Genomic DNA, 24,924 nt, shown 5'->3' with positions numbered 1-24,924 from the left:
GTGCACGACCTGATCGACCTTGTCGAGAAGGGCCTGCGACCAGACGCCGGGCAGTGCCGACCAGCGGACGTCCCGTCAGGTGAGGGAGCCCCGGCGGCGCAGCCGGAAGGCGACGGCGGACATCCACAACATCGCGCCGGTGACGCCGACGGCCAGGGTCACCGAACCCCCTGGGCCGCCGCCCATCGTCCAGCCGTTGCCGGCGATGACGGCCACGCCCGCCAGGAAGGACGCGACGGCCGAGCCGGCGGCTCCGGCGCCGGAGAAGTGGCGGCCGAGCACGAAGCAGGCCGCCGCCAGGGCGATGAAGGCGATCGAGCCCGAGGCCATGTGCAGCCCGGCGTGCCAGCTCATCGTCGCGGGCGGGCCGGCGGGGGTGCCGACGGGGAAGCCGTCGCCGGCGTCCATCCGGAAGATCCCCGCGAGGATCATCCCGATGCCGTTGACCAGCAGGAGCCGGGGCAGCCACCGGCCGGGGACGGTCCGGCGCAGCCCGTACGAGCCGGCGATCACCAGCGCGCCGACGACCAGGAAGTCGGCCACCTGGACCCAGCCGAGCGAGCCGGTCGACAGCTGGCTGAGCGGGTGGCGGACGATGTCGAAGCCCTCACGGGTGAGCACCTGGGCCAGGTTGACCGCCGTCCACAGGGGAGCGGCGACGGCGCCCGCGGTCAGCAGGGCGCGGGTCGAGGAGGTGGTGGGGGAGGCGGGGGAGGTGGGGGCGATGGCGGTCATGTCCCGTGTCCTTTCGTGTTCTACTGCATACGCGACGAACGAGCGATGTGACAGGGAACGCACATGAGATTTCTGCTGACGAACGTGAGCGAGCGGCGCGACGACGAGACGTTGCACGCCGAGATGGGCAGGTTCATCCAGGAGCTCACCGAGGCGGGCGTGCTGCTCGCCACCGGAGGCATGGAGCTGGGCGGCACCGTGCTCAGGTCCGCGGGCGGCGAGCTGACCGTCACCGACGGGCCCTTCGCCGAGGCCAAGGAGATGGCGGGCGGGTTCGCGCTGGTCGAGGTCGGTTCGCGGGAGGAGGCGCTGGAGGTCTCGCGGCGCTTCTTCGCGGTCGTCGGCGACGGCGAGTGCCACATGCGCCAGATCTACTGATGGACGCCGTCACGGCGGTCTGGCGGGAGGAGTCCGCGCGGATCGTCGCCGGGCTGGCCCGGATGCTCGGCGACGTGGGCCTGGCCGAGGAGTTCGCCCAGGACGCGCTGGTCGCCGCGCTGGAGACCTGGCCGCGGGACGGCGTGCCGGACAGGCCGGGCGCGTGGCTGACGACCGCCGCCAAGCGGCGCGCCCTCGACCACCTGCGCCGCGCCCGGCGGCACGACCGGGCCGTCCGCGACCTGGAGCCCGAGCAGCCCGGACACCCCGGGCAGACCGAGCACGCCGAGCACGCCGAGCACGCCGAGCAGGCCGAGGCCGGCGACGACGTGTTGCGGCTGATGTTCGTCTCCAGCCATCCCGTGCTGCCCGCCGAGGAGCGGACCGCGCTGACGCTGCGGCTGCTCGGCGGGCTGACCACCGCGGAGATCGCCCGCGCGTTCCTGGTGCGGGAGGCGGTCGTGGCCGGACGCGTCGCGCGCGCCAAGCGCACGCTCGCCGACGAGGGGGTGCCGTTCGAGCTGCCGCAGGGGCCCGAACTGGCGGTACGGTTGGCGTCCGTGCTGGAGGTCATCTACCTGATCTTCAACGAGGGTTACTCGGCCACGGCGGGCGAGGACCTGACGCGGCCCGCACTGGCGCTGGAGGCGCTGCGGCTCGGACGGCTGCTGGCCGAGCTGGCGCCGGGCGAGTCCGAGGTGCACGGGCTGGTGGCGCTGATGGAGATCCAGCAGTCGCGCGCGGACGCCCGTACCGGGCCGTCGGGAGAGCTGGTGCAACTGCACGAGCAGGACCGGGGACGGTGGGACCGGGAGCTGATCGCGCGCGGCTTCGCCTCCATGCTGAGGGCGCGAGAGGCGGGCGGGGGGCTCGGGCCGTACGTCCTTCAGGCGGCGATCGCGGTGTGTCACGCGCAGGCGGCCGGGGCGGCCGACACGGACTGGGACCGGATCGCGGCCCTCTACGGCCCGCTGGCACGGCTGCTGCCCTCGCCGGTGGTCCGGCTCAACCAGGCGGTCGCCGTCGGCATGGCGACCGGGCCGGAGGCGGGGCTGGCGCTGATGGACCCGCTGCTGTCGGACCCGGCGCTGCGGGACTACCCGCCGCTGTCCGCCGTCCACGGCGACCTGCTGGCGCGGGCCGGGCGTTACAGCGAGGCCGCGACGGCGTTCGAGCGCGCCGCCGCCCTCACCCGCAACGCCGCCGAACGCGCCTTCCTCCTCGCCCGCGCCGCGCGCCACCGCACCGCCTCCCCCCTCGCCCGCGCCGCCCGCCACCGCACCGCCTCCCCTCTCGCCCGTACGGCCGGCACACCCGACATGGCCCTGCTCGGCGACGCGGCGGACCGGTTCCTGGCCCGTACGGACCTCGACGCCGGGACGATCCGGTCCTACGGGCAGACGTTGCGGCGGCTGCGCCTGGACCTGGGGGCCGCCACGCCGCTGGCCGACCTCACCCCCGCCCTGGTGGCCAGGGTGTTCGCCGCCGCCTGGAGCACGGCCGCGCCCAGGACCTGGAACCGCCACCGCGCGGCCGTACGGTCGTTCGGCGCGTGGGCGGGCCTCGGCGACCTGCCGGCCGAGCTGCCCAGGAAACACGACGACCGCAGGAGACGCCCCGCCGTCGACGATCAGGCGCTGGCCGCGCTCTGGCGGCACCCGTCGACGCGGGAGAGGGCGCTGTGGCGGCTGGTGCACGAGTCGGGCGCCTCGGCCGCCGCCGTCCTCGCGCTCAACGTCGAGGACCTCGACCTGCCCGCCCGCCGCGCCGCCACGCTCACGTGGGGCGACGGGGCCGCGGCCCTGCTGGAGGAGCTGGTCGCGGGCCGGGCCCGCGGCCCCCTCTTCCTGGCCGACCGCAGGCCCGCCCCCGCCCGGACGCCGGACCCGGCCGACCTGTGCCCCGAGACCGGCAGGCGCCGCCTGTCCTATGAACGCGCCGAGTACCTGTTCAAACAGGCCTCGGGCGGCTACACCCTGAGCCGGCTCGCGGCGTCCGCACGCCCGCCCGGCAGCGGCGCGGCCCGCCGGCCCGGCCCGCACACGCTGCCGGACTCGGCCGACGTCAGCGGCTCGGACTGCTGATCAGCCCGCGTTCAGTTCCTTGCCGAGCAGCAGTCCGTGGTCGCCGAATCCGGCCGAGGAGTAGAAGCCGACGGCGTCCTCGTTCGGGGCGAAGATCACCGCAAGGAGGAACTCGACGTCGCGGTCCCTGGCGGTCCGCTCGGCCGCGGCCAGCAGAGCGCGGCCGACGCCTCGCCCGCGATGGCGGTCAAGGACCACGGTGTGGACCTCCGCGGTGCGCCGCGGAATCAGGATCTGATGGTCGGGAGGCGCCGATCGCAGGACGACCTCCGCCATGCCCGCCACCTCACCGTCCGCCTCGGCCACGAACAGCAGGTCGTCCGGCCCGCCGAGCGGGCCTCAGCCCGGCGCGCCGCTCCCGCCGAGCGAGAGGGGGCCGAGGTCGGCGGCGGTTCTGGCCAGCGCGCGGACGGCGGGACCGTCGGCGGTGGACGACCAGACCAGGGCGAACCGGAGAGCCGGGGCGTCGTGGAGCGGCACGAAGACGACGCCGGGCGGACGGTTGTAGCGGGCGGCGATCTCGCCCAGCGGATGGACGCACTGCCCGGCGGCGACCAGGGCGAGGATCTCGTGGAACGTCCGCGCGACGGGCCCGCGCGGGATGCGGCGGCCCAGCGGCGTGCGGGTGGGGACCATGGACGCCACCCAGTACTCCGGGGCGGCCGGGCCCAGGTCGACGACATGCTCGTCGGCCAGGTCCTCCAGCGACGCCCCGCCCCGCCCGGCCAGCGGATGCCCGGCCGACACCGCCAGCACCCGGCCCGTTTCGAGCACGGTGGGGCCGACGGTGAGGTCGGGTTCGGCCACCGGCAACCACAACACGTGCGCGTCGGCGTCCCCGGCGCGCAGGGCGGCGAACGGGTCGCCGCCGGTGACCTCGCTGAAGCGGACGTCGGCGCCGGGATGGCGGGCGCGGAAGGCGTCGACGAGCGGGCGCAGCTCGTAGCCGGCGTGGCCGAACACGCCCAGGCGCAGCGTGCGGCCCGCGCCCACCCCCGCGGCCTCGGCCCGGGCGAGCCCCTCCTGGAGCAGGTCGTAGGCCTGCCGCAGATCCTCGCGCAGGCGGCGGCCGACCGGGGTCAGGGCCACGCGGCGGCTGGTGCGGTCGAACAGCGCCACGCCGAGGCGCCGCTCCTGCCTGCTGACGGCCTGGCTGACGCGCGCCTGCGAGACGCGCAGCCGTTCGGCGGTACGGCCGAAGTGCAGTTCCTCGGCGAGCGTCAGGAAGATCTCGATGTCCCTCAGCTCCACGGATAACCCCCAGGTTATGGATCGCCCCACGAACCCTACCTTGTTCGCCCTCCGACCTGCCTCGATGCTGAACGCACCACCTTCCACCCGAGCGAGGGAGAGATCCGCATGCTCGACATGCAAGCCATTTCCGACCGCGTCGAGATCGAGGCGCTGCGCGGCGAACTCACCGACGCGGTGATGACCCGCGACTACGACCGCGTCGAGTCCCTGTTCACGCCCGGCGGCGTCATGCGGTGGCCGCACATCGGCAAGGAGTTCGCCGGCCGGGAGGCGATCCGCGCCGGGATCGAGTGGGGGCAGGGCCTGTGGGAGTTCTTCGTGCAGAACGTGCACCCGGGCGTCATCCGGATCGACGGCGACACCGCGACCGGCCGGGTCTACGTGCACGAGTTCGGGCGGATGCGCGACGGCGGCTCCCACGCGAACCACGCCCTCTACCACGACCGCTACCAGCGCACCGGCGACGGCTGGAAGTTCGCCGAACGCGTCTACGAGGTCAGATACCTCGACATCAGCCCGCTGCCGGGCTCGGCTCCCGCCGGCGACCAGGAGCGCCCGGCATGACCGCCGGCCTTCGCGCCCTGACCGGCGACTACGTCCTCGACCAGGCCCGCACCCGGATCGGCTTCGTCGCCCGGCACACCGTCGGCCCCGCCGTACGCGGGCAGTTCGACCGGTTCGCCGGAACCGGCCACCTGGACGGCGACGACCCGTCCAGGTCACGCGTCGAGCTCACCGTCGAGGCGGGCAGCGTCCAGACCCGCAACCCGCAGCGCGACCGGTACCTGCGCGGCAAGTACCTCAAGGACGCCGACCACCCGATGATCACCTTCACCTCGAACCGGGTGGAGCGGACCGGTGAGACGGCCTTCCAGGTCACCGGTGACCTGAGCATCCGCGGCGTGAGCAACCCGATCACCCTGGACCTGGAGCTGACCGGCGACGGGGACGACCTCCGGCTGCGGCTCAAGGGCGGCGTCACGATCGACCGTACGGACTGGGGCGTGAAGTGGAACGCCGCCGCCGGACTGGTCGCCAGGAAGGTGGCGCTGGAGCTCGACCTCGCCGCGGTCCGGCGGCCCTAGCGGCACGGACGCACGGGGAGCCCCGCCTCACCCGCCGAGCTGCTGGGCCAGGCCGACGACGATCCCTTCGGGGCCGCGGACGTAGCACAGCAGGTAGTTGTCCTCGAACCGCTCCAGCGTGCCGACGAGCTCGGCGCCGTGCCGGCGCAGGCGGGCGACGACGTCCTCGACGTCGTCGACGGCGAACATGACGCGGCGCATGCCCAGCGTGTTCGCCGGCGGGTCCGCCGGCTCGGGGCGGATCGGCTTCGGCGTGTGGAACATGGCCAGCTCGATCCCGCCGGGGGCGCCGGGGATCCGCAACATCGCGACCTCCTGCCGGACGCCGTCGAGCCCGATGACCCGCTCCGCCCAGCGCCCCTCGATCGGCCCCCTGCCCTCCAGCTCCATGCCGAGTTCGAGGAAGAACGCGATCACCGCGTCAAGGTCTTCGACGACGATGAGCACGTTGTCCATCCGCTGAATCGCCACTCCGGGCCTCCTTCGTCACACGCGGCCGCTCGCCGGCCGCCGATGTTCCCAGGACGGAGCCGGCGCCGCGTTCTCGACACGCCGCCGGCGAAACACCGATCCTTGCCCGGCGGGGTTCGGGGGATCGACGGTCTTGACCGGCGTCCCCGCACGGGGAAAGATCCAGGACTCGTGACCGAACACACGCTGCGCCCGGTCGGGCGCGTCGAGTCGACACTGACCGATCGCGCGGCGGCGCCCCGGCAGCCCGACGAGGGAGCCCCCGACGCCTGGCTGGTCTTCGACGACCGGTACGCCCCCGCCCTCGACGGCCTGACCCCGGGCACCGACGTCCTGCTGCTCACCTGGCTCGACCGCGCCGACCGCGACACCCTCGCCGTCCACCCGCGTGGCGACGCCGCCCGGCCGCTCACCGGCGTCTTCGCCACCCGCGCACCCGACCGGCCCAACCCGATCGGCCTGCACACCGTGCACATCCTGGCCGTCGAGGGGCGGCGGGTGCACGTCCGCAACCTGGAGGCGCTCGACGCGACCCCGATCCTCGACGTCAAGCCCCTGCTCACGCCCGACCGCTGACCGCGGCCGTCCTGCGCTAACCCTGGTCGTCGGCGGCCGTCCGGCGGGACAGGGAGTGGCCGGGACGGACGAGGCCGGCGTCGTACGACACCACTACCACCTGCGCCCGGCTGCTCAGCCCCAGCTTGGCCATCAGCCGGTTGAGATGCGTCTTGACCGTGCCCTCGCTCACCGACAGCCGCTCGGCGATCTCCTTGTTCGACAGCGCGTGCCCGACCAGCCGCAGCACCTCCGTCTCGCGGCCGGTGAGCCGGTCGAGGGCGGGGGAGGGAGGCGGGGCGGGCGGTTCGGCGAACGCCTCGATCAGCCGCCTGGTCGCGGCCGGGGCCAGCAGGATGTCGCCCGCCGCGACCGTGTGGATGGCGGCGATCAGGCGTTCGGGCGGGGTGTCCTTGAGCAGGAACCCGCCGGCGCCCAGGCGCAGCGCGTTGTAGACGTACTCGTCGAGGTCGAACGTGGTCAGGATGAGCACCTTGGGCGGCGGGTCGTGCGCGGCGGCCAGGATGCGCTCGGTCGCCGTCAGGCCGTTGATGCCGGGCATCCTGATGTCCATGAGGATCACGTCGGGCCGCAGCGTGGCGGCCAGGCGCACGGCCTCCTCACCGTCGGCGGCCTCGCCCACGACCTCCAGGCCCGCGGCGCGCAGGAGCGCGGCCAGACCCGCGCGGATGAGCACCTGGTCGTCGACGACGAGGACTTTGATCTCGCACCTGCTTCACGGTCGTCACGGCGGCCGATCGTCGGCGCCGGGCACGGGGAGCGGGAAGGTCGCCAGCACCTCGAACCCGCCCGCGGGCAGCGGCCCGGCGGTGATCGAGCCCTGGTAGAGCCTGACACGTTCAGTCATGCCGATCAACCCGTGGCCGCCGGACGGCCCGTCTTCCGCCTGGACGGCGGCGCCGTCGTTGCTGACGCGTAACGTCAGCGTGGCCGGGCCGTAGCCGATGTGGATCTCGACCCGGCCGGGGTCGGCGTGCTTGAGCACGTTCGTCAGCGACTCCTGGACGATGCGGTAGGCGCACAGGTCGAGGCCGGACGGCAGCGGCCGAGCCCGGCCCTCGACGACGAGCTCGGTGGCGACGCCCGCCCCGCGCATGCGCTCGACCAGCGGGTCGAGGGCCAGCAGGCCCGGCGCGGTGGCGTAGAGGCCCTCGTCGTCGTCGTGGGCCTCGATGCGCAGGATCGACAGCAGCCGGCGCATCTCGGTCAGCGCCTCGTGGCTGGTGTCGGCGATGACGCCCAGCGTGGCGTGGGCGGTGGCCGGGTCGCTCAGCGCCACGTAGCGCCCCAGCCCGGCCTGTACGGAGATGACCGACATGTGGTGGGCGACGACGTCGTGCAACTCGCGGGCGATGCGCACCCGTTCGCGGGTGACCGCCCGCCGGGCGGCGGCGTCCTGCTCGGCGCGCAGCTGCGCGGCGAGGTCGGCGAGCTGCGCGGTGCGCTCCGACAGCAGCCGCACGCTGGTGCCCGCGCCCACCCCGCAGGCCGCCACGATGCACGACTGCGCGGCGGCCGACCACAGCGCGACGCCGGGCTGCTGCGCCGAGGCGTAGGTCCACTCGACGACGATCAGCACCGAACCGGCCGCGCACCACGCCCACGACCGGTGCGCGGCGACGGAGTAGAGCGCCACCAGCGGCCCGATGCTGTTCAGCCCGAGGTGGTAGCCCAGCACGTGGTAGACCAGCGAGGCGCCCACCGACACCAGCAGCACCGCCACCGGGGTCACCCTGCGCAGCGCCAGCGGCGCGTTGACCAGCACGGTCAGGGCCACCGACAGGGCGTCGCCCGGCCGCCCCCGGCCCGGCTCGAACATCTCCCACAGCCAGGTGCCGACGACGAGCGTCAGGGCCACGGCGCCGTCGAGCAGCAGCGGGTGGACCGCGAACACCCGCCGGACGATGGACGGGGCGGTGAAGGGCACCCGTCACGCTAACCCCGGCGCCACCCCCGGCGCATCAAACCGGGGGTGGACATCGACTGCCGCGGAAGTTGCAGAGCGCCCGCGTCCCGCCCGGGACGGATTTCCGCATCACCCTCACGAGTGACGTGACCGGGCCGGGCGGCGGCCACGATGGAACGATGTCGCGAACCTCTCGTCACGAGGAGACAGCCGATGGGGAACGGTGCGGAGGGCTCGGACAGCACCACGGCCCGGACGGCGGGACCGGTGAGGCGGGCAGCCGGGAGGACAGCAGTCGGGTGGACGGCGGCCGGCAGGACGGCGGCCGGGTGGAGGTCGTGCGGTTCCGGGTGCTCGGGCCGTTCGAGATCCTCGGCGCCCGCGGCCCGATCAGCCTCGGAGGGCCGCGGCAGCGCGCCCTGCTCGCCCGGCTGGTGGCCGCCGCCGGGACGGTCGTCTCCACCGACACGCTGATCGAGGACCTGTACCGGGGCAGGCCGCCGGCGTCCGCGGTGGGCTCCGTCCACGTCTACGTGTCGAACCTGCGCCGGGTGCTGGAGCCGTCCCGCGCGCCGCGCACGCCGCCCCGGCTGCTGATGGCCCGCCGGCCCGGCTATCTCCTGGCCACCGCGGACGTCGACGCGCTGCGCTTCGGCAAGCTGGTCACCGACGCCGAGCTGCGCCCGCCCGCGGAGGCGCTGCCCCTGCTGGAGGAGGCGCTCGGGCTCTGGCGCGGCGTCCCCTACGGCGAGTTCGCCGACGAGCTGTGGGCCGCAGCGGAGGTGAACCGCCTGGGCGAGCTGCGCATGAACGCGATCGAGTCCCGCGCCCAGGCGCTGCTGGACGCCGGCCGCCCGCAGCCGGTCGTCCACGAGCTGGAGCCCGAGACGGCCGAGCACCCGCTGCGCGAGCGGTTGTGGTGGTTGCGCGCCCTGGCCCTCTACCGGTCCGGGCGGCAGGCCGACGCGCTGGCCACGTTACGCAGGGCGCGGCAGGTCATCGCCGATCAGCTCGGCCTCGATCCCGGGCCCGAGCTACGGGAACTGGAGAAGGACATCCTCCGGCAGGCGCGGTCGATCACCCCGCCGCCCGAGCCGGGCCCCGTGCGGCTGTCCCTCGTCCGTCCGGAGGCCGTCACGGAGGCCGTCACGGAGGCCGTCACGGAGGCCGTCACGGAGGCCGTCACGGAGGCCGTCACGGAGGCCGTCACGGAGGCCGTTCCGGAGGCCGTCACGGAGGCCGTTCCGGACGCCGTTCCGGACGCCGTGGCGAGCGGCGGTGCGGCCGCGTCCGGGCGGGCCGGTCAGGCCCGGCGCGCGGCGCGGGGACGGCTGATCGGCCGCGAGCGGGGGCTGGCGGAGCTGACGGCGCTGCCCGGCGCGACGCAGCACAACGGCGTCGTGGTCGCCGCGGTCAGCGGCGAGCCCGGCATCGGCAAGACCCGGCTGCTGCAGGCGTTCCGCGACGAGTGCGTGGACCTGGGACATCTGGTGCTGTGGGGCCGCTGCCGCGGAGGGGAGGGCGTGCCGCCGCTGTGGCCGTGGCTCCAGGTGCTGCGCGCGCTGGCGGGGACCGTGCCGCCCGCGGAGCGCCAGGCGCTGAGCGGGCTGCTGGACGACGACTGGCCCACTGGCGCGCCGGCGTCGCCGCACCGCAACCGGGCCGTCGCCCGGTGGCTCGTCGAGGCCGCGCGCGCCCACCCCCTGGTGATCATCCTGGACGACCTGCACTGGGCGGACTCCGCCACGCTCGAACTGCTCAGGGACGTCGCCGTGCTGTCCGAGGCGTACCCGGGCGAGCGCCCGCTGCTGCTGGTCACCGCCTTCCGCGACGCGGTGCACCACGACCGGACGCTCACCCCCGCCGCGTCCTTCAACCTGTCGGTGGACGAGGTCCTGTACCAGCTCGCCCGCTACGACCTCGTACGCATCCGGCTGAGCGGCCTCGACGCCGCCGACGTCGGGACGCTCGCCCGGGAGATGGGCGTCCTGGTGGACGGCTGCACGGCCGACCTGCTGACCCGGCGTACCGGCGGCAACCCGTTCTTCGTCCGCGAGAGCGTCCGGCTGATGGCGCAGGGGCAGGGCCTGGAGGTGGTGCCCGACGCGGTGTCCGACCTGATCCGCCGGCGGCTGGCTCTGCTCGGGCCGCGGGCGACGGAGATACTCCAGCCGGCCGCCCTGATCGGCCGCAGCTTCGATCCCGGCCTGGTCGTCGAGGTGTTCCGGGCCTGCGCGTCGTGGCCGGAGCAGACCTACGAGCTGCTCGACCGGGCCGCCCAGGCCGGGCTGGTCACCAGCGGCGACGGGGTCATGACGTTCGTCCACGACCTGGTCAGGGAGACGCTGATCGCCGGCGTCCCGCCGCTGCGCAGGGGCGTGCTGCACCGGGAGGTGATGCGGGCCCTGTCGGCCAGGCCCAGCACCGACGTGACCGTCATCGCCCACCACGCCGTGCAGGCCGGGCCGCTGGCCTACCGGGAGACGGCGCACTGGGCCCGCGCGGCGGCCGGGCAGGCGAGCCGGCGCATGGCGCACGAGGAGGCCGCCGCCTGGTGGGGACGGGCCGTCGCCGCTCACGGCGCCTGCGACGGCGACCCCGCCCAGCACGTGGAACTCCTGCTGCACCAGGTGCGCGCCCTGCTGGACGCCGGAGACGCGATGGGCGCGCGCGACCTGCGGGCCCAGGCCCTGCGCGTGGCCCAGCGCGCCGAAGCGGACCCCGCCCTGATCACCCGCGCGCTCACCGCACTCGACGCGCCGGCCATCTGGACGCTGCGCAACCCGTACGAACCGGTGGAACTGCGGCTGGTCGAGCAGTTCGAGGCCACGCTGAGCGCGCTGCCCGAGGCCGACGGCGTCGAGCGCACGTTGCTGCTCGGCGGCCTGGCGCAGGAACTGTACAACGGCAGCGACGACGACCTGCGATGCCTGTCGCTGTCGGCCGAGGCCGTCGCGATGGCCCGCCGGATCGGGGACCCGCACCTGCTCATGCGGGCGCTGAACGCCCGCGCGTTGTCCGTGCCGCAGGCGACCCACATCGCCGAGCTCATGGAGATCGCCGAGGAGCTGCACGACCTGGCCGCGCGGACCAGGACGCCGGGCTTCGAGCTGCTCGCCCACATGATGGACACCCACTACCGGCTGGAGATGCACGACCTGGCCGGCGCGGACCTGGCGGCCGCCCGCTGCGAGGCGCTGCTCGACGACCTGCAGCTGCCGTGGCCGCGGTTCCAGCACACCATGTGGCGGGCCAACCGGCTCACCCTGGCCGGCCGGTTCGCCGCGGCCGACGCGCTGTACGGCGAGGCCGAACGGCAGGCCAAGCGGATCGGCATGTGGTACGCGGGCGCCGTCGCGGTGAACGGCCGCCTCATGCTGTACTACCAGCGCGGCGCCATGGCCGAGGCCGGCCCGCTCATCGACCTGATCAGCGGCATCCACCCCACCGTGGAACACGACGCCCGGGTGCTGGAGCTGTGCGCCCAAGGACGCCGGAGCCAGGCCGTGGCCCTGGCCGGGCAGGGGTGGCCCGCCCCGCCGATGGACTGGTCGTGGCTGACCATGACCTGCCTGCAGGGCGCGGCCCAGGCCGCCGCCGGCGACGTCGCGGCCTGCCGGACGACGTACGAGAAGCTGCTGCCCTACGCCGGGCGGATCTCCGGGGGATCGGCGGTGGCCTGCATCGGGCCGGTCGACCACTTCCTGGCCGTGCTGGAGTCCGCGCTGGAATCCGGGCTGGAGTCCGGCGCCGACGCCGCCGGGGCCTGACCGGCCACCGGCCTACCGGGTCCCGCCGTGCCAGCGGCCGACCAGGTCGGCGTACAGGGGCGACCGGTCGATCAGCTCCCGGTGGGTGCCGGTGAGCACGGTGGTCCCGTCCATCAGGAGGACCTGGCGCGCCCTGGCGGCCGAGCTGATGCGGTGGGCGATCACGACCAGGGTGCCGGGACGGGCCGCCAGCGCCGACTCCGCGCGCAGCTCGGCGGCCGGATCGAGGTGGCAGCCCGCCTCGTCCAGGATCAGGACGTCGGCGGGGGAGGCGTGCACGCGGGCCAGCGCGACGAGCTGCCGCTCCCCGGCCGACAGCGCGGACGGCTCGTCGATCTCCCCGTCGATGCCGCCCAGCCGCTCGACGAGCGGTCCGGCGCCGACGGCGGCGACGGACGCGCGCAGGCGTTCGTCGTCCGGGCTCTGGCCGAGCGGCCACAGGTACGCCAGGTTCTCCCGGACCGTCCCGGCGAAGACGTACGCCTCCTGCGGCACCAGCGCGACCCGGCTCCGCACCGACGCGGCGGGGATCGAGGCCAGCGGCCGCCCGCCGAGCCGCACCCGGCCGCCCGTGGGCCGCAGCAGCCCGGTCATCAGCAGGGCCAGCGTGGACTTGCCGACGCCGCTGGGCCCGACCACCGCGAGATGACCGCCTTCGCCGATCGTCAGGTCCAGGTCCCGCACGACCGGCGTGGCCCGCGCGGCATAGGCGAACGTCAGGCGTTCGGCCCGCAGCTCGTGACCGGCCGGCCCGGCGGCCACCGGGGTGCCCGCCTCCTCGGTGCCCGCCTCCTCGGTGCCCGCGTCCACCCGGCCCGCCTCCTCCGGGCCGGGGGCGGCGATCGTCTCGGCGATCCTCCGGGTGGTCGCCGCGAGCCCGACCCCCCACCCGCCGAGGGTGTCGAGGATCGTGCGCAGCGCCGGCTCCAGCCCGGTGAACAGGTACGTCACCGCCCCCACCACGTCGCCCGCGCTCAGCCGGCCGCTCTCGATCAGGGGACGGGACAGCAGGAGCAGGCCGACCAGCGGCGCGTGCGCGCCGAGCAGGACGGCGACCCGCCGGCCCGTGCCCGCCCAGGCGAGCGCGCGGGCCGCCGCGGCCTGCGCGGACACCAGGGCCCGCAACGTGTCCGCGGCCTGGACCCGCGCCCCGCAGGCGGCGACGTCGCGCAGCCCCGCCACGATGGGCGTGGCCTGCGCCGTCAGCCGCTCCTCGGCGAGCACGAGCGCACGCTGCCGGGCCGTCAGCGCCGGCATCAGCCTGGCGAACGCGGCCAGCGTCAGCACCAGCGGCCCGGCGGCGACGGCGGCGGCCACCGGCGACAGCACGAGCAGCCCCACCAGCGCGGCGATCACCGACATCCCCAGCTCACGGCTGGTGCGCAGCATCGTGGACACCAGCTTGCGCATGGTCTCGACCTGCCCGGTGAGGCGGTTGAGCGCGGCGGCGTCCGGCGCCTGGCCGCCGTCGGCCGCGCGGCGGACGGTCGCCCCGGCCACGGCGCGGACCAGCTCGTCGCGCATGGGCTCGACCACCGCGGCGAGATGCGGGAACATCAGCCGGGTCGCGACCGACCTGACGACCATCGTCGCCCCGAGCAGGCCCAGCCAGGCCATGCCGACGCCCGGCCGGCCGGCCAGGAACCCGCGGTCCACCGCCGTGGCGACGAGCAGCCCGGCCAGCAGCGCGGGCGCGGCCTCGACCAGCGACCACGCCAGGGCCAGCACCAGCGGGCGCCGCCGGGCGCGCAGCAGGCCCGCCAGGAACCGCCACGGCCGGACGGCCTGCCGCCGGTCCGCGGCGGCCCCGGTCACCGTGCGGACGTCCATGTGTCCTCCTCGTCCCGCTGCGGGGTGCCGGCCTGCTCGGCGGACGCGAACAGGGCGCGGTACGCCGGGTCCCGCCACAGCTCCTGGTGGGTGCCGCGCCCGCGCACCCGGCCGGCGTCCAGCCAGACGACCAGGTCGGCCAGGGCGGCGGTGGCCGGGCGGTGCGCGATGACCAGGCGGGTGCGCCCCCGCATGCCCTCGGCCAGGGCGCGGCTCACCCGGGCCTCGGTCGCCGTGTCCAGGCTGGAGGTGGCGTCGTCGAGGACGGTCACCCGGGCCTGCCGCAGGAACGCCCGCGCCAGCCCCAGCCGCTGCACCTCGCCGCCGGACAGCGGCGCGTCCGCCGCCGGGGTGGCGTACCCGGAGGGGAGGCGGCGGATCACGTCGTCCACGGCCGCCGCTGTCGCGGCGGCGCGCACCGCCTCGGGGGTGCACGCCGGAGCGCCGTAGGAGATCATCCCGGCGATGTCGCCGCCGAGCAGCATCGGGCGTTCGAACGCGTACGCCACGGCATCGCGCAGCGCCCCGGGATCGACGTCGCGCAGGGGCACGCCGTCGAGGAGGACCTGGCCGCCGTCCGGGTCCGCCAACCGGCCGGCCAGCAGCGCGAGGGTCGACTTGCCCGCGCCCGAGCCGCCGACGACGGCGGTCATCGCCCCGGCCGGTATCTCCAGGTCGACGTCGTCGAGCAGCGAAGTCCCCCCGCGCCGCACCGTCACGCCCCGGAACGAGAGCGTCCCCGGGCCGGGAGGCAGCGGCCGCGTGCCGGCGGCCGGGACGGGCAGGGCCAGCACGTCGTGCACGCGGACCGCCGCCGACCGGCCGAAGGCCATGCCCAGCAGCGGGTCGATCTGCTCGACGAACACCAGGCCCAGGGCGGTGTAGCCGGCCGTGGCCAGGAGCGCGCCCGCCGGCAGCCGTCCCTGCGCGACGCCGAGCCCGGCCACGGCCAGCACGAGGACCTCCACGAGCGGCAGGATCAGGGTGATCCGCCACACGCTCTGCGCCTGTGCCCGCCACAGGGCGTGCCCGGCGGCGCTCAGCTCGGGCAGCGGCCGCAGCACGCGGGCGATCTCCCGGTCGGCGGTGCCCGCGGCCCGGACCGTCCTGATGCCGGCCAGCGTCTCGGTGAGGCGCGCGGCCAGCCGGCCCTGGGCCCGCTGGTAGTCGCCGTACAGGCCGGAGACCCGGGCGACGAACACCCGCATGACGACGAGCGCCACCGGGACGCCGCTCAGGAAGGCGACGCCCACCCGCCAGTCGATCACGAAGAGCGCGACGACGCCGCCCGCCGACAGGACGAGCCCGGACACGATCTGCAGCAGCGTCGCGGGCACGTAACCGGTGGTCGCGGTGTTGCCCACCAGGCGGTTGACGAGCTCCCCGGCGGGAAACGCCGCTGCGCCCGCCGCGTCGGTCCGTAGCACGCGGTCGATCGCGCGCAGGCGCAGCATCCTGGTGGCGGAGGCGACGGACGTGATCCCCGCGACGCCCGAGACGACGTCGGCGAGCGCGGCGGCCAGGAGGAGCACCGCCAGCTCGGCGTAGACGGCGGTGGAGCCCGTTCCGGCGAGGACCGCGTTCACCGCCGCGCCCACCGCCGAGGGCAGGGCGAGGGAGACGGCGATCGAGGCCGCCGCGGCGGCGGCAGTCCCCGCCAGGGGCGCCCACGTCGCGCGGGCCGTCCAGGCGATGAGCCGGTCGCCGTGCCGGTGCCCGACGTTCATCATGAGAGGTCCCTTCACTCCATCGGCTCGATGGCGTGGGTCGTGTGTCGGCGCGGTGCCGGCTCCGGGAGCCGGCACCGCTGGGGGACGGGTCCTAACGCAGGGTCAGGAACCGGGAGGTCACCTGGTGACGTAGCAGCTGTTGCCCTCGTTCTCGCAGGTGAAGCTGGAGACCTGGCAGGCGGCCAGGCCGGACTCCTCGCGGGCGGGGAGCATGTCCAGAGCGGTGATGTCGAGTTCCATCGGTTTCTCCTTCTTCTCGGTGCGGAGCCCGCGGGTGCGGGCCTTGCCACCGGTCCGGCGCCGGGTGAGGACGCCGGCCGGCGGGATCATGGGCGCCGCGGGGAGCGGCGGCGGAGGAAGGCGACCAGGCGGTCGAGCACGAGGTGGCCGTCCGGTCCGGTCAGCGGGTCGTGCCCGGCGCCGGGCACCTCGACGTAGGTGAGCTCGGGCCCGCCGGGACCGGCCCGCGCCAGCCGGTCCCGCAGCCGCCGGGAGTGGCCGACGGGGATGGTCGCGTCCAGCTCGCCGTGGACGACCAGCAGCGGGCCGCGCAGCCGGTCGGCCAGCCGGATCAGGTCGCGGGGCCCGAGGTCGTCCTCGATCTCCGCGCAGCCGCCGAGCCGGTCGAGCATGTTGCGCACCAACGGCGGCCCGTCGGCGTGCAGCTCCCGCCCGGACAGGAACGGCGCGACGACGGCGGCGCCGGACCACAGGCCCGGTTCCGCGGCGGAGGCGAGCAGGGCGAGGTGGGCGCCGTAGCTCACGCCGTACAACAGGGGCGGGGCGGCGCCGGTCGCGCGGGCGGCCGTCAGGGTGCGGCCGAGGTGGAGGACGTCGGCCAGATCCGGTCCGCCCCAGGCGCCGCGGATCGCGTCGCGGTGGGCGGGCCCGTACCCGGTGCTGCCGCGCTGGTTGGGCGCGACCACGGCGACGCCTTCGTCGGCCAGCCGCTGGAACAGCGGGTCGTAGCCGAGCCGCCAGGCCGACTCCGGGCCTCCGTGCAGCGCGAGCACGACGCGCCCGGCGGCGACGGGGTCGCCGTAGACGACGGCTTCGACGGGTCCGGCCGGGCCGTCGAAGCAGCGCGCGGCGGCGCATGTCCGCCCGGTCCCGCCGTCCGGTCCCGGGACCGTCACCACGTGCGGCGGCAGGCCCGGAGCGGAATGCACCAGCCGCAGCCTGCCCGCGCTCCAGGCGGCCATCGGCAGGATCGTGCCGGTCGCCGGCCCCGCCTCCAGGAAACCGTCCTCGGCCAGGTCGTACAGCACGGCGCGGCAGCGCACGCCCGCGGCGACCGCCAGTGCCAGGCGCCGGCCGGCCGGGTCGAGGGCGAGCGGGGTGACCACGCCCTCGACGGCGTTCAGCTGCTCGGAGAAGACGGTGGGGGCGTCCGCGTCGCGCGGGCGGATCCCCAGGCGGTGGCCGTCCGGGGTCTCGCGGACGGTCAGCAGGACGCCTGCCTCAGGGGCGGCGAGCAGCAGGCGCTCGCGCCGGTCCAGGCCGGGGAGCGGGGACACGGCGCCGTCGGACAGGTCCAGCACCACCGTGCGCGTCCGGGAGCCGGCCGGCACGGCCAGGGCCAGCAGGCTCCCGGACGGGTCGAGCCAGACGCCCCCGGCCAGCGGCCCCGGCACATGGGCCACGAGCTCGGGCGGCTCGGGCCGGCCGGACAGCCGCCACACGGCCGTGCCGCCCGCCGGGGTCGTGCGGAAGGCCAGCGCCGCGGTTCCCGCGCCGCGGCCCGCCACCAGCCGCAGCCCGCCACCCGTGACGGCGGCCAGGTCGTGCGCCGACCAGCCCGTGCCGTCCCGGTCCGGGACGACGAGGAGCAGCCGGTGCGTCCCCTCGCTTCCGGCCCGGCTCAGCAGGACGGCGCCGTCGTCCGTCGGGACCGCGGTGCTCGCGGGACTCTCGCCGTCCCAGGAACGCAGGACGCGGGACCGGGGACGCGCGCCGGTCAGGTCCCACAACTCCGGGGCCAGGGGACGGCGGCCCTCGGCGGTCAGGCACACGGCGTACCGCCCCAGGCCGGAGAACCGGAAGCCCAGCCGGAGCATCGTCCCGCTCACGATCCCGCCGATGCCGATGCCGATGCCGATGCCGATGCCGATGTCGGTGCCGGTGCCGGGACGCGCGCCGGGACGTCGGCCGTCCACGGACGCGGGCCGCCGTGACGCAGCCGCAGCAGGAAGTCCAGGACGCCCGCCAGCCCGGTGTTCCAGCCGAAGCTCACCGTGTCGCCGTTCTCGTCCGGCACCACCAGCAGCCCGTCCCGCAGCACCGCCCGCGCCTCCAGGCAGGCGGCCAGCTCCGCGGCCTGGGCGCGGTAGTCCGCCTCGCCCAGCAGGCCGGCCATGTCCAGCAGGAACTGCCCGTCACCGGCCAGCCCGTGGCAGGCGGCGGTCCCCGAGGACAGCCGCGAGCCGCGGACGGCGACGGCGGCGGCCTTCGCCGCGTCCAGGAAGTCCGGCTCGCCGGTGACGGAGTGGAGCCGGACGAGGAAGCTGCCGACCCCGGAGGAGCCGCTGCACCAGTGCGTCATCCGGACGCCGCCGCCGGGGAACTCCGGCCACCAGGCCGCCGCGCCGGTGCGCTGGGCGGCGGCCAGCAGCGTCCGCCCGGCGAGCAGGGCCGTTTCCAGGTACTCGTCGCCACCCGGGGCGGCGGCTGAGAGCAGGAAGGTCCCGATCCCCGCCACGCCGTGGGCGAAGCCGTAGTGCACGGCGCCGGCCAGCGCCGACGGGAAACGTTCCGGGATGGGCCACAACACGGTGCCGGGGGTGCGCTCGGCGCCGGCCACCAGGGCGTCCGCGCACCGTGCCGCGCGCTCCCGGAGGCGTTCGTCGCCGGTGGCCCGCCAGAGGTGCAGCGACGCCAGGCCCGTGCCGGCCACGCCGTGGCAGACGTCCGGGTTCGGCCACGACGTCGGCAGGGCCAGCGCGAGGTCGATGCCCGCCGTGCGCAGCGCGTCGTCGCCGAGGGCGCGGCCGGCCTCGTGCAGCGCCCAGGCGATGCCGGCCCGGCCGAAGTGGAGCCCGGGCGAGGGCCTGGGCTCGCTGCCCAGCCGCCGGACCGTCCAGGCGGCGGCGTGGCGCAGCGCGGCGGCGATGCCGTCCCGCCCGGCCTCGCCGCTGCCCAGGACCGAGGAGTCCAGGACCGAGGAGTCCAGGCCCGTCGTGTCCAGGGCCGGAGAGTGCAGGACCGGAGAGTGCAGGACCGACGCGAGCAGGGTGAGCACCCCCGCCGAGCCGTACTGCACGGCGCAGGGGTCGGCGCTCTCGCCGAACCCGGAGACGGGCCACAGGCGCCGGGCGCCGGGATCGCGGTCCATCCGCCGGAGCGTGTGCACGATCCCGTCCCGGAGCAGTCGGTCCTGCCCGGCGACGGACAGACGGCGGGCGGCGCCCGCGACCGCCGTGACTCGGTTTGCGATCGTCGTGCCCCGGCTCGCGGCCGTCGCCGACGGGGGTGCGGCGTGCAGGTCGGAGCCGGGCAGCGGCTCCAGGTCGTCGAGGAAGGCGCCGACGCGCCGCAGGTCCCAGCGCCGGGCCGGGTCCTCGCGCATCAGGCCGAGGAGCATCGGCCGCAGCGCCCGGGCCACGGCGTCGCCCTCGGTCGCCACCTCGACCAGCCCGCGCACCCGGGTGTCCCACGAGCGGCCCGCGGGCGGGTCGTCGGAGCCGAGCAGCGGCCGGCACCCCGTGGCCAGGTGCAGCACCGTCGCGCCCAGGGCGTACAGGTCCGCCTCGGCCCCCGCGGCCGGCCCGTACATCGGCCCGCGCACCTGCTCGGGCGGCGCGTAACCGGCGGTGTAGGCCTTGGTGACGGGCGTGCCGGGGAGAGCGGCCATCTCCAGGTCGACCAGCCGGCAGGAGCCGTCCGGGCCGGCGATGACGTTGTTCGGCGTCAGGTCCCGCAGCACGAAGCCCCGCTCGTGCACGGCGGCGACCAGCCCGGTCAGCGCGCGCACCGCGGTCAGCGCCACGCGGGGCCAGCCGTCCGGGTCGGCGGCCCTGGCCTGCTCCGCCCAGGTGGTCAGTACGGTCCCGTCGAGGTGTTCCTGCGCGAGGAACAGGTTGTCCCCCTGCGTGAACAGGCCGACCTTGCGGCTCGTGACGCCGAGCGGCCCGAACACGTCCAGCATGTCGGCCTCGTGGCGGAGCCGGTCGCGTTCGTCCTGGCCCTGCAGGGTGGCGCTGATGTGCGGGCGGGCCTGCTTGATCACGACCTGGGCGCCGGAGAGCCGGTCCTCCGCCAGGAACACCCCGCCCTTGGCGCCGTGGCGGATGGCCTGACGCACCACGAACCGTCCGGCCAGCTCGACGGCCTCCGGCGCGGCGGTCCGCGCCGGGGCCCGACCGGACTCGAACGGGCAGTCGGCCCACTCCGGCGGCGAGTACCAGGCGTTGCGCCGGTCCACCAGGCAGGCGCCGTCTGGGGCGGTCAGCGGCGAGCTGTAGACGCCGTCGTTGTCGAGCACGCTGCGCGCGGAGAACACGCCGTAGCGGTAGTGGACCAGGCTGCCCGGCCGGTAGGCCCGGTCGGACAGGACGGGCGGGCCCGGCAGGCCGTACGTGGCGCGGTGCAGGTCCTCGGCGATGGCCGTCGCCGCCTCGTCGTCCGGGGGATAGACGGTGATGAACTTGCCGGCCGATCCCCGGTGGACGTTCCTGGACAGCAGGCCGGTCAGGTCGGCGAACGTGGCCGCGAACTTGAACGGGCACCGATGCCGTACCAGCACCTCGGCCGCCCGTGCCAGCACGACGGGGGCCGACAGCGGCGTCGCCGACACGTGCAGCTTCCATCCCTGGTCCCGCGTCCCGGCCTCCCGGGGAGCCACGTACGTCCACGGAGGGCGGTGGCGGACGTCCCACCCGTCCCCGGCGGACCGTCGCAGGGCGGCCCGCACGAGGTCCTCCAGTACGTGGAGATCCGCGCTCATTTGCTCGTCCGTGCCTGCGGTGCTCATGCTCACGCCACAACCTCACGCCTGATCGGATTCGGGACATTCCCGTCGGCCGCCGGGGCCCGCCGGTGAACGGCGAACGGCTGCACGGCGGCGGCCGAGCGGGCCGCCGCCGTCGGGTCGATCAGTAGAAAAGGCTGAGCGCGAAGCGCGAACCGGACACCTCGCACCGGAAATCCTGGACGATGCCCCCGCTGGTGACGGCGCTGAAACCGGCTCGCACGCACTGGTCGCGGTACTGGTAGTAGCCCGCCAGGTGCCACGACCCGGACACGGCGGATGCGGACACAGCGGACGCGGACACAGTGGACGCGGACACGGCGGACGCAGGCATGGCCGAGCCGGTGACGGCGCCGAGAGCGAGCCCACCCGCGACGAGGGCGGCCGCGGTCAGACGTCGAGTGCTCATGTTTCCTCTTCTCCTCAGGGAACGGCGTTCTGCCGTCAAGATCTGCCAGGAGACTTGGGAAACACTTGTGGGCCGCCCTTAAGGCTGCGGCGGCGTCCTTAATGCGGCCTTCAGGGCGTGCTGCGTCCGGTGCGCAGGCCGTCGAGGATGAGCGCGAGGTAGCGGCGCCACGGTTGCGCGGCGCCGGAGGACGGCAGGTCCATCACCGAGTCGATCATCGAGACGATGGGCGCGATGTCGTCCACCGTGATGTCGGCGCGCAGCGTGCCCTGTTCCCTGGCGCGGGCGATGAGGCGGCCGCAGGACTCGGCGATGCCCTCCCGGGCGCGCTCGATCGGCTCGCTCTCGCCCGCGCCGCGCCGCATGAGCTCGCGCAGCCCGCGGTCGGTCGCGGCCTGTTCCAGGGCGTGCTCGATGAAGGCCCGCAGGGCCTGGTAGGCGTCCTGGGCCGCCTGCGCGGCCTGTGCGGCGGCGCGGATCTCGTCGAGCTTGCCGGCGTAGACGGCCTCGGCCAGGGCCTCCTTGTTGGGGAACCGGCGGTAGACGGTGCCGACGCCGAGCCCCGCGTGGTGGGCGACGTCGTTGAGCGTGGCCTGCAGCCCGCGCGCCGCGAACACCTCCCGCGCGGCCGCCAGGGTGCGCTGCCGGTTGTGCTCGGCGTCGCGGCGCAGCGCCGGTGTCTCTTCGCTCATGGCATCCCGTCCGTCGGCTAACTGGATACATAATATCCGCTTCGTGTTAGGCTCCATGACGTAAGCGGATATGCCATATCCACTTCGGTGGATGTGTCGACGAGAGCAGGTGAACATGCGGACCGTGATCATCACTGGGGGCACCGACGGGCTCGGCAAGGGGCTGGCCCTCCACTACCTCCGGCAGGGCGCTCACGTGGTGGCCATCGGCAGCACCGCCGAAAAGGGGGAGGCCCTGCTCGCGGAGGCGGAGGCGGAGGCGCCGGCCGGGCGGGTCACGTTCGTACGCGCCGACCTCACCTCGCTGGCCGCCTGCCGGGGCGTCGTCGATCGCCTCGCCGCGGACCATCCGGTCGTGGACAAGCTGATCCTGTGCGCCCAGCGCTACCGGCTCCTCGGCGGCCGCGCGACCACCGGCGAGGGCTTCGAGCACAGCTTCGCGCTGGCCTACCTCAGCCGTTTCGTGCTCAGCCACGGCCTGCACGACGTGCTGCGGGCCGCGCGGCGTCCGGTGGTCATGAACGTGGGCACGCCCGGCGTCCCGCTGGGCCGCATCCATTGGGACGACCTGCAGCTGACCCGGGCCTACAGCGGCGCCAAGGCCACCCTGCAGTCCTTCCGGGCCAACGACCTCCTCGGGGTCGCCTTCGGCGTCGTGCACGCCGGCAGCGGCGTCTCCTACGTCGGGTACAACCCCGGCGTGGTCTCCACGGGCATGCCGGCGAGCCTGCCGCAACCGCTGCGTGCGGCGACCCGGGCGTTGTTCACCGTGCTCGCCACGTCGGTGCCGAAGGCGACCGGGCCCATGACCGCGCTCCTGGACGACCCGCCGGCCGAGCCCTTCACCGCCCACTGGGGCAAACGCCGGCTGCCGCTGGACGGCCGCGCCTTCGACCGGGACGACGCCCTGCGCCTCCATGAGCTCACGCAGGAACTGATCGCGCGCTGACCCCCGGTGCCCCGACCCCAAGGAGACAGGCACGATGACATTGAACGACCTGACCGGCAAAACCGCCCTGATCACCGGCAGCACCGGGGGCATCGGCATGGAGACCGCGCGCGGCCTGGCCGGACTCGGGGCCTCCGTCATCCTGGTGGGGACCGACCGCGTCCGGGCGCAGCGCGCCGCGCAGGAGATCCGCGCCGGCGCCGGAAACGATCGCGTGGAGGGCCTCACCGGCGCCTACTTCGACGACCGGTGCCGCCGTAAACCGCTGCCGGCCGGCGCGCTCGACGAACGCAACCAGAACGCGGTGTGGGACCTCTGCGTCCGGCTGAGCGTCGGCATCCTCAACGAATCTACAATGTAAAGGCGGGCTCCAGGTTCGTGAACCTGTCCCGTCCATCGACAACCAAGCATCGACGAACGCGGCCAGAAGGCCGGTAAGGCGTCCTTCCCAAGTCGGAGATCGCCGATGGGGAATCAGGGTTTTCGTAGGGGATTCCTCCGACGCCGTACCGCCCTCTCGTGCCGGATCTTGATACGGCGGAGGCCGAGAGCCGGGCTCCGTTGATCAGGAGGGGCAACGTGAGGGGAAGACGCACCAGCGCGGCCGTCGTGGCGTGCCTGACCGTGTCGTTGACGGCGGCGCCTGCCGTGGCCGCACCCGCACCCGCGTCGGCGGAGGCGAGTCCGCGTGTGCAGGCGATGCTGGACAAGATCGTCGCAGGCGGTGCGGTCGCCGCGATCGCCGAGGTTCGCGACGGGGGCAGGACCTGGCGGGCCGCCGCCGGCAGGGCGAGGATGAACGACGCCCGACCGGCCCCGGTGGACGGGCGCTTCCGGGCCGGGAGCGTGACCAAGTCGTTCACGGCGACCGTGGTGCTCCAACTGGTGGGAGAGGGAAGGCTGCGCCTGTCCGACAGTGTGGAGCAGTGGCTGCCGGAGCTCGTGGACGGGGGCGCCGACATCACGATCAGGCACCTCCTCCAGCACACCAGCGGCCTTCCCGAGTACTCGACGGGCATGATGGACGAGGCGGGCATCCCCAAGGAGCGCTACCGCACCTGGTCGGCCCGCGAACTGGTGGAGAGGGCGGAGAAGCTCCCGCGCGACTTCCCGCCGGGGTCCGGGTACGGGTACTCCAACACCAACTACATCGTGCTCGGCATGCTGATCGAGAGGGTCACCGGCAGGCCGTACGCGACGGAGGTCGCGGAGCGGATCCTGCGGCCGCTCGGCCTGCGGCACACCCGCCTGCCGGGAGCCTCGCCGGAGGTGCACGGCCCGCACGCCCACGCCTATGTGCCGGTCACCAGGGGTGGCCGGGTCGTCCCCGTTGACGTCACTCGGTTCAATCCCACGATGGCCGGTGCGGCGGGCGAGATCGTCTCCACCACCGCGGACGTCAACCGGTTCTACCGTGCCCTGTTCCAGGGCAGGCTGCTCCGCCCTGGTCTGCTGAAGGAGATGCAGGATCCCGGGCCGACCGGGGGGTATGGGCTGGGGCTGGAGCTGGCGCCTCTTCCCTGTGGCACCGCGTTCGGTCACGGCGGCGGTGCCCCGGGCTACCTGACGGTGGCGTTCAGCTCGGCCGACGGTTCGCGGCAGGTCACGTTGTCGATCACGCCGTTCTCCGGCGACCCTCATCAGGCGGCGATGGCCGTGCTGACCTCTGCGTTGTGCCCTTAGGGCTCGGAGGTGCGGCGTTGTGCGCCGAGGACGGAGTCGAGCAGGCCGGGGAAGAGTGTGTCGAGGTCCTCGCGGCGCAGCCGGACGAGCCGGGATCGGCCCTGCACCGTCGTCCAGGTCACGCCGGCCTCGCGCAGCACCCGGTAGTGGTGCGACAGCGTGGTCTGGTGCACGTCGATGTCGGCGCCGATGGCGTTGCAGTGGTCCTCGCCCATCCGGTCGAGCCGCTGGACGAGGTCGAGGCGCACGGGGTCGGCCAGGGCGCGCAGCACCTCCACCAGCCGGATGGCGTCGGTGGCCGGTTGTGACACCTCACGCATGGTCGCTCCCTGTGTTCCGCACGCCTGTCACGCTACCAATTGATGGATATATGGACAACCATCCATGTATTGCCTAGGGTTCCCCT

The 24,924-nt window shown here is 74.9% G+C and carries 23 protein-coding genes; 9 read left to right on the top strand and 14 right to left on the bottom strand.

Going from position 1 to position 24,924, the window contains the following annotated elements; genetic code table 11:
* Positions 1–75: 75 nt before the first annotated feature.
* Entirely contained in the window at positions 76–735 is a 660-nt protein-coding gene (locus ACFYYW_RS43780; protein ID WP_387659114.1) for a DUF998 domain-containing protein, read from the bottom strand.
* Positions 736–798: 63 nt separating this feature from the next.
* On the opposite strand from ACFYYW_RS43780, the gene ACFYYW_RS43775 reads away from it, so the two are divergent.
* The gene (locus ACFYYW_RS43775) at positions 799–1,113 is read left to right on the top strand and encodes a YciI family protein (RefSeq protein ID WP_352328917.1); all 315 of its coding nucleotides are present in this window, start codon (positions 799–801) and stop codon (positions 1,111–1,113) included.
* Entirely contained in the window at positions 1,113–3,197 is a 2,085-nt protein-coding gene (locus ACFYYW_RS43770; RefSeq protein ID WP_387659111.1) for a sigma-70 family RNA polymerase sigma factor, read from the top strand. The genes ACFYYW_RS43775 and ACFYYW_RS43770 overlap by 1 nt, the downstream gene beginning before the upstream one ends.
* Here the strand turns inward: ACFYYW_RS43770 and ACFYYW_RS43765 are convergent, their stop codons facing one another.
* Both ACFYYW_RS43765 and ACFYYW_RS43760 read right to left on the bottom strand, forming a co-directional pair.
* A complete protein-coding gene (locus ACFYYW_RS43765; protein ID WP_387659306.1) occupies positions 3,198–3,509 on the bottom strand; it encodes a GNAT family N-acetyltransferase in 312 nt (103 codons plus the stop codon).
* 27 nt (positions 3,510–3,536) lie between these two features.
* The gene (locus ACFYYW_RS43760) at positions 3,537–4,448 is read right to left on the bottom strand and encodes a LysR family transcriptional regulator (protein WP_387659108.1); all 912 of its coding nucleotides are present in this window, start codon (positions 4,446–4,448) and stop codon (positions 3,537–3,539) included.
* 108 nt (positions 4,449–4,556) lie between these two features.
* Here ACFYYW_RS43760 and ACFYYW_RS43755 point away from each other — a divergent pair, with 108 nt between their 5' ends.
* Complete coding sequence (locus ACFYYW_RS43755; RefSeq protein ID WP_387659105.1) at positions 4,557–5,015, top strand: nuclear transport factor 2 family protein; 459 nt, start codon at positions 4,557–4,559, stop codon at positions 5,013–5,015.
* A complete protein-coding gene (locus tag ACFYYW_RS43750; protein ID WP_387659102.1) occupies positions 5,012–5,536 on the top strand; it encodes a YceI family protein in 525 nt (174 codons plus the stop codon). The genes ACFYYW_RS43755 and ACFYYW_RS43750 overlap by 4 nt, the downstream gene beginning before the upstream one ends.
* Before the next feature lie 27 nt (positions 5,537–5,563).
* On the opposite strand, the gene ACFYYW_RS43745 is transcribed toward ACFYYW_RS43750, so the two are convergent.
* On the bottom strand, positions 5,564–5,992 hold the full coding sequence (locus ACFYYW_RS43745; RefSeq protein WP_387659303.1) for a VOC family protein: 429 nt from the start codon (positions 5,990–5,992) through the stop codon (positions 5,564–5,566).
* A gap of 186 nt (positions 5,993–6,178) precedes the next feature.
* Between ACFYYW_RS43745 and tsaA the strand changes: the two genes are divergently transcribed.
* The gene (tsaA, locus tag ACFYYW_RS43740) at positions 6,179–6,583 is read left to right on the top strand and encodes a tRNA (N6-threonylcarbamoyladenosine(37)-N6)-methyltransferase TrmO (RefSeq protein ID WP_352331243.1); all 405 of its coding nucleotides are present in this window, start codon (positions 6,179–6,181) and stop codon (positions 6,581–6,583) included.
* A 16-nt stretch (positions 6,584–6,599) separates the two neighbouring features.
* Here the strand turns inward: tsaA and ACFYYW_RS43735 are convergent, their stop codons facing one another.
* Entirely contained in the window at positions 6,600–7,286 is a 687-nt protein-coding gene (locus ACFYYW_RS43735; RefSeq protein ID WP_352331247.1) for a response regulator transcription factor, read from the bottom strand.
* A 21-nt stretch (positions 7,287–7,307) separates the two neighbouring features.
* A complete protein-coding gene (locus ACFYYW_RS43730; protein WP_364420721.1) occupies positions 7,308–8,510 on the bottom strand; it encodes a histidine kinase in 1,203 nt (400 codons plus the stop codon).
* 278 nt (positions 8,511–8,788) lie between these two features.
* Here ACFYYW_RS43730 and ACFYYW_RS43725 point away from each other — a divergent pair, with 278 nt between their 5' ends.
* Positions 8,789–12,259, top strand: a complete 3,471-nt coding sequence (locus tag ACFYYW_RS43725; protein WP_387659097.1) for a BTAD domain-containing putative transcriptional regulator — start codon at positions 8,789–8,791, stop codon at positions 12,257–12,259.
* Positions 12,260–12,271: 12 nt separating this feature from the next.
* Here ACFYYW_RS43725 and ACFYYW_RS43720 read toward each other — a convergent pair whose 3' ends face one another.
* From ACFYYW_RS43720 to ACFYYW_RS43690, 7 genes are all read right to left on the bottom strand, one after another.
* Positions 12,272–14,089, bottom strand: coding sequence for an ABC transporter ATP-binding protein (locus ACFYYW_RS43720; RefSeq protein WP_387659094.1), 1,818 nt, complete (start codon positions 14,087–14,089; stop codon positions 12,272–12,274).
* A complete protein-coding gene (locus ACFYYW_RS43715) occupies positions 14,071–15,819 on the bottom strand; it encodes an ABC transporter ATP-binding protein (protein ID WP_387659091.1) in 1,749 nt (582 codons plus the stop codon). Before ACFYYW_RS43715 ends, ACFYYW_RS43720 begins: the two co-directional genes overlap by 19 nt.
* Before the next feature lie 117 nt (positions 15,820–15,936).
* Complete coding sequence (locus tag ACFYYW_RS43710; protein ID WP_189652211.1) at positions 15,937–16,059, bottom strand: ALQxL family class IV lanthipeptide; 123 nt, start codon at positions 16,057–16,059, stop codon at positions 15,937–15,939.
* Between the two features lie 86 nt (positions 16,060–16,145).
* A complete protein-coding gene (locus ACFYYW_RS43705) occupies positions 16,146–17,975 on the bottom strand; it encodes an alpha/beta hydrolase family protein (protein ID WP_387659087.1) in 1,830 nt (609 codons plus the stop codon).
* Positions 17,885–20,761, bottom strand: a complete 2,877-nt coding sequence (lanL, locus tag ACFYYW_RS43700) for a class IV lanthionine synthetase LanL (RefSeq protein ID WP_387659084.1) — start codon at positions 20,759–20,761, stop codon at positions 17,885–17,887. Before lanL ends, ACFYYW_RS43705 begins: the two co-directional genes overlap by 91 nt.
* 148 nt (positions 20,762–20,909) lie before the next feature.
* Positions 20,910–21,194, bottom strand: coding sequence for a hypothetical protein (locus ACFYYW_RS43695; RefSeq protein WP_387659081.1), 285 nt, complete (start codon positions 21,192–21,194; stop codon positions 20,910–20,912).
* A 110-nt stretch (positions 21,195–21,304) separates the two neighbouring features.
* Positions 21,305–21,886 carry a TetR/AcrR family transcriptional regulator gene (locus ACFYYW_RS43690; RefSeq protein WP_387659078.1) on the bottom strand — a complete coding sequence of 194 codons (582 nt, stop codon included), beginning with the start codon at positions 21,884–21,886 and terminating at the stop codon, positions 21,305–21,307.
* 124 nt (positions 21,887–22,010) lie between these two features.
* Between ACFYYW_RS43690 and ACFYYW_RS43685 the strand changes: the two genes are divergently transcribed.
* The 3 genes from ACFYYW_RS43685 (at position 22,011) to ACFYYW_RS43675 (ending at position 24,518) form a co-directional block, all read left to right on the top strand.
* Positions 22,011–22,835 carry an SDR family NAD(P)-dependent oxidoreductase gene (locus ACFYYW_RS43685; protein WP_387659076.1) on the top strand — a complete coding sequence of 275 codons (825 nt, stop codon included), beginning with the start codon at positions 22,011–22,013 and terminating at the stop codon, positions 22,833–22,835.
* A gap of 34 nt (positions 22,836–22,869) precedes the next feature.
* Positions 22,870–23,196, top strand: a complete 327-nt coding sequence (locus tag ACFYYW_RS43680; protein ID WP_387659073.1) for an SDR family NAD(P)-dependent oxidoreductase — start codon at positions 22,870–22,872, stop codon at positions 23,194–23,196.
* Positions 23,197–23,414: 218 nt separating this feature from the next.
* Complete coding sequence (locus ACFYYW_RS43675; protein ID WP_387659070.1) at positions 23,415–24,518, top strand: serine hydrolase domain-containing protein; 1,104 nt, start codon at positions 23,415–23,417, stop codon at positions 24,516–24,518.
* Here the strand turns inward: ACFYYW_RS43675 and ACFYYW_RS43670 are convergent.
* The gene (locus ACFYYW_RS43670; protein ID WP_352331263.1) at positions 24,515–24,838 is read right to left on the bottom strand and encodes a helix-turn-helix transcriptional regulator; all 324 of its coding nucleotides are present in this window, start codon (positions 24,836–24,838) and stop codon (positions 24,515–24,517) included. The genes ACFYYW_RS43675 and ACFYYW_RS43670 overlap by 4 nt on opposite strands.
* Positions 24,839–24,924 lie beyond the last annotated feature (86 nt).

Source organism: Nonomuraea sp. NPDC001831 (assembly GCF_042892035.1).
Taxonomy (GTDB): Bacteria; Actinomycetota; Actinomycetes; order Streptosporangiales; family Streptosporangiaceae; genus Nonomuraea.
This window is presented reverse-complemented; position numbering and strand designations above follow the sequence as displayed.

Excerpts from the sequence above, each read along its gene's own strand:
- lanL (WP_387659084.1), bottom strand. The coding sequence starts at position 20,761 with ATGAGCGCGGATCTCCACGTACTGGAGGACCTCGTGCGGGCCGCCCTG.
- ACFYYW_RS43770 (WP_387659111.1), top strand. The coding sequence starts at position 1,113 with ATGGACGCCGTCACGGCGGTCTGGCGGGAGGAGTCCGCGCGGATCGTC.
- ACFYYW_RS43745 (WP_387659303.1), bottom strand. The coding sequence starts at position 5,992 with ATGGACAACGTGCTCATCGTCGTCGAAGACCTTGACGCGGTGATCGCG.
- ACFYYW_RS43690 (WP_387659078.1), bottom strand. The coding sequence starts at position 21,886 with ATGAGCGAAGAGACACCGGCGCTGCGCCGCGACGCCGAGCACAACCGG.
- ACFYYW_RS43775 (WP_352328917.1), top strand. The coding sequence starts at position 799 with ATGAGATTTCTGCTGACGAACGTGAGCGAGCGGCGCGACGACGAGACG.
- ACFYYW_RS43780 (WP_387659114.1), bottom strand. The coding sequence starts at position 735 with ATGACCGCCATCGCCCCCACCTCCCCCGCCTCCCCCACCACCTCCTCG.
- ACFYYW_RS43720 (WP_387659094.1), bottom strand. The coding sequence starts at position 14,089 with ATGGACGTCCGCACGGTGACCGGGGCCGCCGCGGACCGGCGGCAGGCC.
- ACFYYW_RS43750 (WP_387659102.1), top strand. The coding sequence starts at position 5,012 with ATGACCGCCGGCCTTCGCGCCCTGACCGGCGACTACGTCCTCGACCAG.
- ACFYYW_RS43680 (WP_387659073.1), top strand. The coding sequence starts at position 22,870 with ATGACATTGAACGACCTGACCGGCAAAACCGCCCTGATCACCGGCAGC.
- ACFYYW_RS43715 (WP_387659091.1), bottom strand. The coding sequence starts at position 15,819 with ATGATGAACGTCGGGCACCGGCACGGCGACCGGCTCATCGCCTGGACG.
- ACFYYW_RS43695 (WP_387659081.1), bottom strand. The coding sequence starts at position 21,194 with ATGAGCACTCGACGTCTGACCGCGGCCGCCCTCGTCGCGGGTGGGCTC.
- ACFYYW_RS43755 (WP_387659105.1), top strand. The coding sequence starts at position 4,557 with ATGCTCGACATGCAAGCCATTTCCGACCGCGTCGAGATCGAGGCGCTG.
- ACFYYW_RS43670 (WP_352331263.1), bottom strand. The coding sequence starts at position 24,838 with ATGCGTGAGGTGTCACAACCGGCCACCGACGCCATCCGGCTGGTGGAG.
- ACFYYW_RS43710 (WP_189652211.1), bottom strand. The coding sequence starts at position 16,059 with ATGGAACTCGACATCACCGCTCTGGACATGCTCCCCGCCCGCGAGGAG.